Genomic DNA, 13,616 nt, shown 5'->3' with positions numbered 1-13,616 from the left:
GAAGTAACTAGCTGAATTGTAGGAAACAATGAAAGAAAGCCCCCCATTGATGTAATAATGAATTTTGATAAGGACATTTTATGCAAAAATCATTAATAACCTGCGCACTGATGCTAAGTTTCAGTGCTGTCGGACAAGCTCATGCCATAGACTGCTCTCAACTCGAACAATGGCAGCCGGAAAACATCTATAATAGTGGCACTTCTGTACAAAATAATAACATCGCTTATCAGTCAAACTGGTGGAATATCGCCGACGACCCAGCCAGTAATTCTGGCCCATGGCAGGCATGGAGAGAACTCGGCAATTGTGATACAGATCCCGGAAACCGTCCTCCCAAAGTAACGCTCACTTCTCCCCTGCACAATGCTCAATTCACTGATAACAGCCTTATAACCCTGTCGGCCAGCGCCAGTGATAACGATGGCAATATAGATAGTATTGATTTTCTGCTTGGCGATGTTTTGCTGGAAACACTGACAGAAGAACCTTATACCCTTAAGTGGAATGCACAAGCCGGAAACCATACGATCATTGCTCAAGTAACGGATGATCAGGGTAAAACAAGTACAGATTCCGTTACGATTTCTGTTGTCGGTGCAAACGGAAATCAGGCACCAACAGTCAGCCTTGCCAATCCGAAGTCTGATTCACAACTAAAAGCTGGCGAGAATGTTCTTATTTCAGCCAAAGCATCCGATCCTGATGGTGCAATAACTAAAGTTGACTTTTTCCTTGATGATAAGCTCCTCGGCTCAGACTCAGATGCCCCATTCGAGCTAAGTTGGAATGCCGAAAAAGGTGCTCGTAAATTTATGGTTAAAGCCACTGACGATGAAGACATCAGTACTGTCAGTGAAGCAATTTCCATCGCAGTGGCAGGCCAGACTGCAGGCGGTGGCTGTGTCAGTGTGCCAGCCTATAAAGCAGGCAATATTTATCAGGCCGGAGACATCGTTCAGAACTACAATAGCAAATACCGCTGTAATATTGCTGGTTGGTGTTCCTCCAAAGCAGCCTGGGCCTACGAACCGGGACAAGGGCAACACTGGACCGATGCTTGGAGTGACCTTGGGGTTTGTGCCATTGTGCCTGAAGTCAAAATTACCGCTCCGGCAGCCAACAGCCTGATCCTTACCGGAAGTGATGTCAAAATAGAAGCCAGCGCCACAGACAGTGACGGCTCAATCACTCAGGTTCAGTTCTTTGCCGGGAACTCAGCCCTTGGTACAGATACAACAGCACCATTCTCTGCCAACTGGTTAGCCAACGGCACAGGCGACATTGCATTGAAAGCTATTGCGACAGATAACGAAGGCAACACAGGTGAAGCATCCGTGCTAGTTATCAAGCGTTAGCTACCAGCCTAACATCACCTGCCAGCGGTACAACGATCAACCTTGGCAAAGCGTTCACTTTGGCTGCAACGGTATCCTCACTCACCAGTGCAATTCAGAAAGTAGACTTTCTTGTTAACGGCAGCATTGTTGCGACAGATAACACCGCGCCATACAGCATTAACTGGACTGCGGGATCACCGGGTAGTTACACCGTCACTGCCATGGCGACAGATACTAAGGGTAATACCGCAATTTCATCCGCAGCATCAGTCAAAGTTACTGAGCATTTGCCTTCAAATACCAAACATCAACTGATTGGTTACTGGCACAACTTTGTTAATGGTGCTGGCTGTCCAATGAACTTACGTGACATTTCTCCGGCATGGGATGTTATTGATATCGCTTTTGCTGAAAACGATCGTAACAGCAACGGAACCGTTCACTTCAACCTGTATTCCGGTGATATCTACAGTTCCTGTCCGGCGTTGGATCCGGCTCAGTTCAAGCAGGATATCCGAGCACTTCAGGCACAAGGCAAGAAAATTGTTTTATCACTGGGCGGGGCCGAAGGCACTATCACCCTCAACACTGATGCGGATGAAGCTAATTTTGTATCCAGCCTGACTGATATCATCAAGGAATGGGGATTTGACGGCCTCGATATTGATCTGGAAAGCGGTTCTAACCTGCTTCACGGCACTCAAATTCAGGCTCGTCTGCCTCGCGCACTGAAGAAGATTGAAGCCAACACCGGCGGAAATATGTACCTGACTATGGCCCCTGAACATCCTTATGTTCAGGGCGGTATGATCGCTTACTCTGGAATTTGGGGCGCTTACATCCCGCTTATTGATGAACTGAGAGACACGCTAGATCTGCTTCATGTCCAGCTATATAACAACGGCGGGCTTGCAAACCCTTACATGCCGGGAGCTGCTCCTGAAGGTTCTGTCGATATGATGGTGGCTTCTGCGAAAATGTTGGTTGAAGGCTTTAAACTGGCTAACGGCACCATGTTCCAGCCATTGAGGGATGATCAGGTAGCCATTGGTCTACCATCAGGTCCAAGTTCAGCGAACTCAGGCCAGACACCAATCCAGAATATCATTAATGCCCTGGATTGCCTGACGGTCGGCACTAGCTGTGGCACGGTTGTTCCGACTAAGCTGTATCCAAACTTCGGAGGCGTCATGACATGGTCGATAAACTGGGATCAGCATGACGGTTATAACTTCTCCAAACCAGTGGGTGATAAGCTTAAAACGATGAACAGCAAGTAGCTCAGAAACAGGTACAGTCCGATAGGTGTTATACATAAGCGCTAATCGGATAAAAAAATCCCCCTGACAACACGCCAGTCGTCAGGGGGATAACTACATCAAAAGAACGGCTATTATTGTTTACTTATTTGCTTAAAGATAAGGCTCAGTATTTCTCCCTCACCTTCCTGCGGAGCTGGATTATCCCACTCACCGGATGTATCAATCCAGAATGACTTCACTGAGAAATATTCACCGTCAGTCTCAACAATCGACATAGTTTCTGTTGAGCCTACATATTCAGAATTAGTCATGTTCAGGATCAGGTGCCCTTCATTAATTTGCCAGTTGAAGGCGAACTCACCATCTTCGGCATCAATAAATGCCCCGGTATGATCCGGATTGAAACGCAGTTGCTCATCTTCAACATAGCTCGGTGTTTCACCTTCATTTGATTGCAGGAACATCAAAGACCAGGTAGAAGTTTTGTTCTGAGAGCCCACCAGCATATCTTCTGTAAATTGCAGCAACTTATCGTCTGTCTTAACCTGACACTGACTGACAGCGTCATAGAAGTCTGCAATGCGTTTGTACGCTGACGGCTGATCGTTAGCTTCGTCCCATGGTGTATTCCCTGTCTGGCATTCAGTTATCGGTTCCTCATATTCACGGAATACGAAACTCCAGATATCTCGTACCCATGCGCCATCTTCCTGATAGACATCATAAGTAACAAAGCTGCTTTGTTCATCTGAGAACAATAAGTTTGCCAACAACATGTATTCATCCGGGTTAGTGCTGTCCCACAACTTCAGGTAACCTTCGGATGTTAATGCCCATGTACGTGTTGAACTGACTCGGTTTTCACCGGCACGGAAGTAACTCAACGAGTTGTCTGCGTTAAACTTATACGCACGCGTATCACCATCAGCACGGACGCGGACAAACATGGTGTCAGCGATTTCAGCCGTATCTTCGCCGGTAATGACATGATGACCACCACATTGCTCTACAGCTGCGTTAAAGTCCTCTACTGTTGCGTCAGACTGCTTAACATCACAGCTACGCACGGTGTAATCCTCCGGACGCTGGTAAGTAAACCCTGACGATGAAATATCTTTAAGCACTTGTTCGTTTTCAGTCCAAACACTGTATGTCTTGAAACTGATACGCGAATCATCACTACTCACATAGGCAAAGTAATCCAGATCACCATTACCGAAATCAACCACAACAATGCCGTCTGAATTTATCGTCCAGGTAAAGTCACCATCCGGATAACCATTGCGATAATACGTACCGGTTCCGTTTTCATTAAATACCCAGTGACGCAACTCACCGCGGCTGTTCAGGCGATAATACTCAGCTCCACCAATAACAGACTGACTGGTTGCTTCAAATTCACATTGTGTAGCAGTTGTCAGGAAGTCGTCATAACTCGGGTTGCCAACTGGCACATCATTAACCTCATCCCACTGAGAGTCACCATCTGTACAGATGGTATACTCTTTCACGCCAATACCGAGCTCTTTCGCACGAAGGTTGGCCTGTTCCTGATTTAGATAGAATTCCCCGACCCAACTCGTCCAGCTCAATGCAGGAGTAGTACTGACTGTATTGATACCAATCACCATGCGTGAATATGCGTCATACCAGTTCCAAGGCTCATCCGTTGTCGGTACAGCAATTATCAGAGTACCGGCTCCGTCATCACTAGCCAGCCATCCCTGCTTGATGCCATTATCAACCAATGTGATGTCTATCAGCTGATAGCTGCCATCATCATTACCTGTAAAGGCTGCATGATTTGTAATGAAATGCCATGTGACAGGCTGCTGTGCTTCATCAATGCGGAACGATGAGGTCAGCAATTTACTGTCATAACTGCTCAATCCCGGTAATTCAATCGCAGTGATCTGCGATAAGTCGTGACCATTCTGCCTCAGGCTTTCGACTTTACCGGCAAGGTCCCCAACATTCTGGCTACCCCACTCGGCAAAGCGATGGCCCAGCCACATGCCGTTATCCAACTGCTGATAGATCTTATAATCTTGCCCGAAATCATCTGTTGCAACGGTGAAGTTCTCACTTGGCTGATTAAAGTAAGAATCGGCTAAAGCGAAATGCGACCACTCAACACTTTCAGTGTTCTCTGTAGCACTCACATCTTTCTTCTGTAGCTGATACTGGTTGAAGATCACACCATTGGGATTGGTTTCATCAGTCAATTTTACATGACGATTATCTACCTGATCTAATAGATAACGCTGACCAGACTGACTCACCATCTTCAGCCCACCAACCAGAGTCACTTCCCGGTTTACTTCATACCAGTAAGGGCCTAAAACATCATGCTTGCCTTGCACATAGTTAAAGTGAGCATATTCTTCGAAATCAACACCATGAGGATTAGGCCAAATCGGACGCTGATAAGCAAAGGTATAAGCCCCGGCTTCGCCAATAATTAAACGGAAGCTGGCATTCGTTGTTCCGTCAGCCTGCCAGTCACGACTCTCTTCAAACTGATTTTGAACATCATTAACTAGCGTATTGACGGTACGGCAACTGTAATCAGCCGTATGACTTTCTGCATCAAAATCGAACCCGGAAATTGGATACTGTTCTACGACAGTAGTTACTGTGTCGGTTGTATCCTGAGTTTCAGAGTTAACTTGTGTGGCTTTGGTTTCAATGACGAACTGAATAACATCAATACCAGTCAGGTTTTTAGCATCAATTTGTGCTAACAGATCGATGTTGTTAAATTCACGCGGATCAGGTCCGTTATCACCACCTTCAACCTTCGCATTATCTTCATCGATATAACGCCAGAAGGTTGCACCTGTCTCGGTGCGGTTACCACGATCCAGTGACTTACCTTTGTATTGAGCGTTTCCATCCTGGTTATAATCAAAATCCCATGAAGTTTGACGATAGAATTCACCGGATGAATACAAGACATCAACCGACACCTCTTTACCGAAATATTGATTGCCGTATGCCACCCGATAAGTGACAGTTTGTGTGGTGCGGATATCGCCGTTATTTAGCGTTTCTACAACTGTGCTTGTGTCTGTTTTTAACTCACGGACATCATTCAGTAACTGAACCATCACGGGGCCAGAAAACTGCTTTGATGTTGTTACATCAGCCGCTGACTTTTCTGCGTCATCAGGGAACTGATCCGCTAGATTGTCACCGTAACCATCGCCGTCAGCATCGGCCCATTCGTCACTGTTTCCGGGGAATTTGTCGGCATGGTTATCACCATAACCATCCTCATCACCATCGGCCCATTCTGTCTTATCTTCAGGGAACTTATCGGCTAGGTTGTCGCCATAACCGTCTTCATCAGCATCGGCCCATTCATTGACATCATCTGGGAACTTGTCGTTATGATTATCACCATGCTTGTCCCCATCCTTATCTGCCCACTCCGTTTTATCTTCCGGGAACTTATCAGCTAAGTTATCACCGTAACCATCGCCATCAACGTCTGCCCATTCCTCACTGTTGTCCGGGAACAGATCATCTTCGTTATCACCATGATTATCCCCGTCCTTATCAGCCCATTCGGTTTGATCATTCGGGAACTTATCAGCGACTTCATCACCATAGCCGTCGCCGTCTGTATCCCGCCACTCCTGAGCATTATTCGGGAACACGTCGTCCTGATCTTTTACCCCGTCATCGTCGTCATCATCGTCATCGGTTGCTTTTGAGTAAACAGAACCATCAACGATAATGGTTTCTTCCTCCTGAAGATCTTTGATCACAGCCTTAGATGCATCGAAACTATCAAGCACATCCGTAGCTTCACCCTTGGCATTGTCCTCCATTTCATCGAGGGTTTTCGGCAACAACTCTGCTTTGACCATCGCAGATGCTTTATTCGCTACCGCTTTATTTTGGGTAAAATCACCCAATACCTCATCACTTTCTATACCCAGCTCATCAGCCAGCTCTTTTGAAGCCAGCTCTTTGGACTGATTGGCGGTTTTCATTTTGATATGAACAAGAGTGGAAAGTGGCGTAACATCAGTTTCACCGGCCGGTGCTGACATTACAAAACCGCCGGAAATAGGCTTATCCGGGCTATCTTCATCGACAGTCACACCGGCTTTAGCTTTCACTATAATCGGATAACTTTCCGGAGAAGCGATGCCGGTAACATCCAGTTCAACTTTACCGCCTTCACCAGTAACACCAGCAGGCTCATTACTGTCCTGCACGTAGTTTGGTGTGACATCAAGCCATACATCCGCTTTTCTCAAATATCCGTCAATCGCGGTTACACTCATTGACGCCTTAGGTTCTGGACTGGCCTGCGAGTTATTCGAGCTATCATCATCACAGGCTGTCATCAGTAGTAAGGTACTCAGCCCTACTGCCGTTGCGAGAGGATGCCGTTTCATAATACCGTTCCTTGTATCTCTTCTACGATTAAAGAACCTCAAGGTAACGTCATCAGATAGATAAATACTTAACCTTCACTTAATACAAGAAGGCATTTCAACCCTATTCCGTCATACTGCACAGATACCTTAAGGAATAAATGATTAATGCTTTTACGATGGTTATAGGATTTACTTACTCGGGCTTCATCACCCGAACGGGGGATAAGTATTTACTGACGGGAGAAATAAAGCGGTAACTTTGATCTGGAACATTAATTAATGTTCAGACAAAAGAAAGCCGCACCTCGCGCTTGCTTTATTTTATAAACAAACGACAAGGTGCGACTGAAGATTTTGGTAGGTTTATCTTTCTGCTGAATAAGGGTCTTCAGCAAGCAGGTAAGCTCGTAAGTCTGCTTTATTTGGTTGCGCGTTCAACCACTCACGCACCTCGCGAACTTTGTTGTAAGACTCCTGACCAAACTTTTCTTTATACAGTTCGGCAAAGTTATCTTTGGCATTATTCATACGAATATTTTTCTGCCACTGAGCTGTCAACACGGCATTCAGTGAACCAGCTAAACCGTCTTTTTTCATCAGCTCCCATTCGCCTTTATCCAGCCATACGCCACCCACTGCGGCGCTATAGTCAAGACGATGAGTGGTATCTGATGTAATCCGGAACTTACGCATAATTTTACCGGACTGAGGGCATAGCAGTGCAGTTTCGGTATCAACCGCCTCACAAGCGATATCATCCGAAAAAACATATTCGGGATTATTTTCTTTCCATGAAACATAATCCTCAATCAAAATCCAGTTACCACCACAGTGCGTACAAGTGTGCGCTCTGAATAACCCATCAATAAAACTGGGAGCCAGCGCGCCCACTTTACAACCAGTACATTTCATTGTTCTTTATCCACTTATGAGAATTCTTAGTACGGCGAAAAGATACCGTATCAAACAGTTCAGTCAGAACCAGAAAAGCCAACTAAAACAGTATAGTTATATCCAAAGACAATAAAATATAGAAAACAACACACATACTCAACCAGCAGCATCTTTATTGTATTGATTTTATGCGATGACAGTGTTTTTTCTTGTTAACTGGAGCTGGTTTGATTTCAGATTTGGTTGCTATTTTTATTGCGGAGTGAACAGCACTACCCTGTTTCGCCGTCTCTGAAATGAAGGTTGCTTTCGTGACCATGCGGCCGGATGAGTGGTTTTAGCAATCAGTGTTCTTCCGTCATACACCTTTTCAATCACAAACATAGTAAGGCCGGCTAAATCAATTGAACCCGACGCACCGATACACGGCTCTGTGATATTCTGATTGCTTTGCGCTATTGAAAGGCCGGTTTGCTGTTGCACCAAGTCAATAAAGTGTTGTTCGAAAGTATTACGGTTACCGCTGCTGTATGCGCTTGAACCATTTTCGGTGTAAAAATCACCTACAGTACAGGCATTAATAACAAGCAAAGGCTCTATCGCACTTAATCGTTGCTCCAAAAAGACTTTCCTGTCTGCCCACAAACGCAAAAAATTTTTCGTACGGTGTACACATGTATCTTTCACCCCGAGGGAACATTGCTCATGCAAAGCATTGATAACAATAACCGGATAGTTTCCATCTTCTAACGAAATCTGTTCTCTGAATAACAATCCCGCAAGATAGTCCCGAATATTCCGCCCGGTTGCACCATTAACCGGTCTTGCGTGTACATGCTCACCAGTCAAAATATCGCGAACACCATGAACAATGAACTCTTCAATATGGGGGCTTTCCGTTACGACGACGATTGGCTTTTTAAAACGACCTTTAAACTTGTCATAAGCATCCAGCCCTACAAAGCAGGTGTCATAATTGGCAGTTTTACGCAGCTGATATTGTCCGCCTCGCACCATGAGGACTGCAAGCACTTCATCTCTGCACACCTTTAAGTCATGACTTTGTTCTGTAGTTGTATTGTCCGCCATCGTTCAACCCTGATATATAACTCAACACATCTACTCTATCGCAAAACCTTCAAGCGAAAAAATGACTTCAATTCACTTTCCCTAATAATTTCTTAAGCTTATTAGCTAACTGTTTAAGTTTTGTTCTTACTTCGTCAAAGAAGCAATGTCTAGTCCTAAAATAGGTTGACGCTTTTTTATGAAGCCAGTAGGAAATCCCTGCTGGCTTTTTCATGCACTTCACTCGGGGTTTTCATTCCCAAGCTCATATGCGGCCTTAAGTCGTTATATATTGATATCGACTCTTTTACTAACTCCATGAGCTCCTTCATCGTATTGCATTGATAGAGCAGGAACTCATTCTTTAGTATCCCGTTAACCCGTTCTGCAAGGGCGTTTTGATAACAGTCATAACCATCCGTCATTGAAGGGGTCATGCCGTTGGCATTTAACTTTTCCTGATATTCTGACGAACAGTACTGTAGTCCTCTATCTGAGTGATGGATGGTGGCAGCATTAGTTCAGCGGTTCATGATTGTCATGTCTAACGCCTTTACCACATCACTGGCCTTCATTTCATTACTCAGCTCATAACCCAGTATCTTTCGAGAGTAAGCATCCGTGACTAACGAAAGGTAGTGCGTCCCTTCATCGGTTTTTACATAGGTGATATCGCTGACAACAACTTCTTCTACATGGCTAACTGTTCTTTCTTTTAGCAAGTTAGGATGCTTTCTAAGCCAGTGTTTGCTGTTAGTTGTCTTGGTGTAATTCCTTCTTGGCTTGACCAACATATTTTCGTTTTTTAAATACTTAAATAAGCCGTCTCGCTCCAACTTTATTCCTTGCCGCTTAAGCTGGGGCTTAATCAACAGATATAGCTTACGAGTGCCGACTCGTGGCATAAACTGCCGCCAGTACATCACCATTTCTTTCACTGGCAAAAGCTCGTCAGCACGCGCCTCCAGATGTCGTTTCCATTGATACACCGCTTGCCGGGATAAGTTGAACAGCCTGCATGCAGAAGCCAGTTTTACTTTCTCTTGTTCTTTGGCAAGCCAGAGCGTTCGGCTAAGTACTTTTTTTCTAAATCTATGCCATGTTCTTTCTTAAGAATTTCCACCATGTCGCCATAAATCATGTTCTTCATTTCGGCGTTGGCGAGGGCTTTTTCAAGTCGCTTAATTTTTTGTGCTGGCGTTTCTTTGGATTTCGACATAGAAGGAAAGTGCTCAATTGGTTTCGACCAATCCAACTTACCATGCTTTCTCAGCCAGACAAGAACTGTACTTCGCCCTTGGATGCCATAGCACGTTTGAGCTTGTTTGTATGTCATCTCGCCTTTTTCAACTTGGGCAACGACAGCCAATTTAAAGCCCATTGTGTAATCTCGCTGGGTGCGCTTTTTTGTTGAGTTACTTGAAGTATTCATAGATAAGTCTCCAAAGTGTCAACTTATCTCAGGACGGGACACAAAGTATAAAAAAAGCGCCCTGTGAGCGAGGCGCTTTTAAAAAATGAAAGAAATATTATTTTGTATAATCTGAAGAATTTTCCAGCATCTTACTGAGTTCTTCTATACGTTTATGTAAACCGTCCTTCTCGGCCAATAGTTTTTCCTGCGTTGCCGTCATGGCCTCAATTTTTGAAACCATTTTTTCTGCATCCGTTTGTTGTAATTTATAATCTTGCCTTACCTTAGTAAGTTCAGCTTGTACTTGTTTGATCTGTTTCTGAAGTGAACCAGCTTCTGACGCTTTTTGATCGTATCTCTCCGCAGTTTCTTCAACCTCTGACTTTAATCTACCAACCTCCTCACTACTGCTCTCAAGCTCAGCTTTCAACTTACGCTGTGCTCGCTGAGCTGCCAGCCTTGCCTTCTTCTCTTTATCAAGTTCAGACAATTGCTGAAATAGCTTTTCTTCGTTGTCTGATATGTTTTTTGTTAATTCGCCAACATCTCGATTTAGCTTCTGCTCTTTCCGAACAAACTCATCACTCTGAAGCTGAATCTTGTCTGTGAGCTCTTTCTCCGCTGACGAGCCCATTCCCATAAAAACTCGCCAAGTATCAAGAGCAGATCGACTTGTATAATCCATCATATCAAAAGGAAAACATAATCCTTCTTCTGACGAGCGGCTAATATGTGTTATGCGATTATCAATTTGCTCTAATATCTCGGTAGCTTGATTGTAGCCATCCTCAATAAACTGTCGGGCATAATTTACTGATACGGCCTCAGCTACCTTTCCTAATAAAGCAAGAGTTTGTACCTGCCTGATATAATCATCACCAGACTGCAGTAAAAATGACGGGATAGAAACACTTGTATTTGGCTCAACATCCATTTATTGATCTCCCTGAAATTTATAAAACCATACAAATTATTAGACTAAAATTGCAGCTATGGTGTATAAACTTTCAGAAATTTCAAAGGTTGCCCAATCATTATATACTGCAAAAAACACTCTCCCGTTGCAAAATTAAATAACAAACCAATCTTTACTGGTTTGAAAGAAACGGAGCACTCCAAGCAGTTCGGCAAACTCCCATCTCACCCATGTTATATCTGCCTTTATATCTTTCTTTACTCTGTGCTCCGCTTTGTGTGCACATAGTAACGAGAGCATAATTAGATCTCTTAACAATGCGATGAATGGTTACTAATCTAGATAAATTGCATATAACGTGATGAATAGCTTTATGGCAGACAGACAAATTCACATCTGACGGAACAATCCCTGAGCCTTACGGCTAACAGCCAGCTTTATGCTTCCGTCATTCATGTAAACATACATCCGGCCGGTAAATTCTCGCTTAACCTTCTCAATAGCTGCCACCCTGACGATTGTGGCACGGTGTATTTGCCAAAATGAATCAGGTTCCAACTGCCTGATTAATTCTTTTAATGGCGTCCGAATTACATATTCGTTGTCATATGTGTAAACACTGACGTATTTATCTTCTGCTCTCAGATAGTTCACATCATCAACAGAAACAAGACAGATATCTTCACCTTTACTGGCTTTAATCCAGCGAAGGTACCTGTTTGGGTGTGCATTAAAATTAGCGACTAAACGCTCTATCGCATCCACAGCATTGGCTTTATCATCATTGTTCTCAGACCTAACCATTTTTAGATAGCTCTGTATGCGCCCACAAGTTCTCATTAGACGCTTTTCATTCAGTGGTTTTAACAAATAATCAAATGCATGCTCTTCAAATGCCTGAATTGCGTATTCATCGTAGGCAGTTATGAATACAATCACCGGAATTTTTTCTGACTCTTTCAGAGCCTTCGCAACAGAAATTCCATCTTGTCCGGGCATACGAATATCAAGAAAAACAATATCAGGCTGTAATTTCTTAATGCTTTCCAATGCCGACTTACCATCCGATTCACAAGCAACAACATCAAGCTGTGGCCAGACATCTGCCAGTGAAAGCTTCAAATGATGGCGTAGCAAAGGCTCATCATCAGCAATAATGGCAGTTATTCTTTCTGTCATATTAAATGCTCCCCCAGAATAAATTCGATTCTCGTTGTAACACCGCCCCCTTCTGGCGCAGATATGGACAGATATGCTTTTTCTCCATAAAGCGCCTTTAACCTCTGTCGAATATTATCCAGGCTAACACCATGCCCAGAGCAGAATGAATCTGTAGCAAAGCCAACCCCATCATCTTTAATTTCGACAAGTAATCGTTCATCATGCACGGAGATATCAATAACAATCCTGCCGCCTTCAGGGCGTGGCTCTATACCGTGATAAACAGCATTTTCAACCAAAGGCTGCAACATGTGAGGCGGTATAACCCAATACCGGTCAACCGCTTCGTCAAACTCAATCTGATATGAAATTCGCTCTCCAAGACGTATCGACTGTATCTCGAGATAGGCTTCAAGCAATTCAACTTCATCGCCTATAGCAATCCACTCTCGTCGGCTTTTCTTCAAACTGATTCTTAATAATTCAGTTAACTGAACCAATAGTTGCTTGGCTTTTTTAGGGTCGGTATCAATCAGTACCTGAAGATTTGCCAATGTATTAAAAAGAAAGTGAGGTTCAATCTGACTCTGCAACACCTGAAGCTGACTTACCACCAGTGCTTTTTCCTGTTCAGCCTGGTGCAGCTTTGCCTGACGAAGCTCGCTTTCATAAAGCAGTGCTTTTTCTCGGCTATAAAAGATGTAATAGATAAGCGTGGAAAAAAACAGAGCACAGCTGATGAGTGTTAGTAGTTCACTTATACCTCCGGCCTCCTGATACCTGACAGACCACAACAAGGCATGTAACGTACCAAGCACCAAGGTTCCCCCTACTACAATCATAAAATGGGTAGACGAACGCCATGATGGCGAGTAATGACGAATCACAAGACTTATCGCATTACAGATCCCGCCATAACCGAAAGCAATCAACAGGTGTCGGCTGAAACTGCCACCTTTTATCAAAAAGGTTATTACTGCAATACCTAAACATAAGAATATACTCAGGGCGATATCTCTGATTGTGTTATTCGTTTTGTTCAGCTCCATCATCTACCGCATCACCACAAATATGCACCCAATGGATTATACATGAGTCACACAAATCAAATTGCTGTTTCAGTTAATTCTTGGAAGTCACCCAAAATAAATTTCACTTGATACTCAG

At 44.0% G+C, this 13,616-nt stretch carries 6 protein-coding genes and 2 pseudogenes; 1 reads left to right on the top strand and 7 read right to left on the bottom strand.

Annotated features, from left to right (window positions below):
- The first annotated feature begins 80 nt into the window (after positions 1 to 80).
- Positions 81 to 2,620, top strand: a pseudogene (locus AACQ93_RS20380) (Ig-like domain-containing protein).
- 113 nt (positions 2,621 to 2,733) lie between these two features.
- Here AACQ93_RS20380 and AACQ93_RS20375 read toward each other — a convergent pair.
- The 7 genes and pseudogenes from AACQ93_RS20375 to AACQ93_RS20345 all read right to left on the bottom strand — a co-directional run bounded on the left by AACQ93_RS20375 (position 2,734) and on the right by AACQ93_RS20345 (position 13,501).
- Positions 2,734 to 7,014, bottom strand: coding sequence for a hypothetical protein (locus AACQ93_RS20375; RefSeq protein ID WP_064608263.1), 4,281 nt, complete (start codon positions 7,012 to 7,014; stop codon positions 2,734 to 2,736).
- A 345-nt stretch (positions 7,015 to 7,359) separates the two neighbouring features.
- Positions 7,360 to 7,908, bottom strand: a complete 549-nt coding sequence (locus tag AACQ93_RS20370) for a TFIIB-type zinc ribbon-containing protein (protein WP_064608261.1) — start codon at positions 7,906 to 7,908, stop codon at positions 7,360 to 7,362.
- A gap of 234 nt (positions 7,909 to 8,142) precedes the next feature.
- Positions 8,143 to 8,979, bottom strand: coding sequence for a hypothetical protein (locus AACQ93_RS20365; protein WP_064608259.1), 837 nt, complete (start codon positions 8,977 to 8,979; stop codon positions 8,143 to 8,145).
- A 176-nt stretch (positions 8,980 to 9,155) separates the two neighbouring features.
- Positions 9,156 to 10,390: pseudogene (locus AACQ93_RS20360) on the bottom strand (IS3 family transposase).
- 97 nt (positions 10,391 to 10,487) lie between these two features.
- On the bottom strand, positions 10,488 to 11,306 hold the full coding sequence (locus AACQ93_RS20355) for a hypothetical protein (protein WP_064608255.1): 819 nt from the start codon (positions 11,304 to 11,306) through the stop codon (positions 10,488 to 10,490).
- 372 nt (positions 11,307 to 11,678) lie between these two features.
- The gene (locus tag AACQ93_RS20350; RefSeq protein WP_064608253.1) at positions 11,679 to 12,467 is read right to left on the bottom strand and encodes a LytR/AlgR family response regulator transcription factor; all 789 of its coding nucleotides are present in this window, start codon (positions 12,465 to 12,467) and stop codon (positions 11,679 to 11,681) included.
- Positions 12,464 to 13,501 carry a sensor histidine kinase gene (locus AACQ93_RS20345; protein ID WP_084419354.1) on the bottom strand — a complete coding sequence of 346 codons (1,038 nt, stop codon included), beginning with the start codon at positions 13,499 to 13,501 and terminating at the stop codon, positions 12,464 to 12,466. The genes AACQ93_RS20350 and AACQ93_RS20345 overlap by 4 nt, the downstream gene beginning before the upstream one ends.
- Between the last annotated feature and the right edge of the window lie 115 nt (positions 13,502 to 13,616).

This window comes from Photobacterium sp. J15 (assembly GCF_963870815.1).
GTDB lineage: Bacteria > Pseudomonadota > Gammaproteobacteria > Enterobacterales > Vibrionaceae > Photobacterium > Photobacterium marinum.
This window is presented reverse-complemented; position numbering and strand designations above follow the sequence as displayed.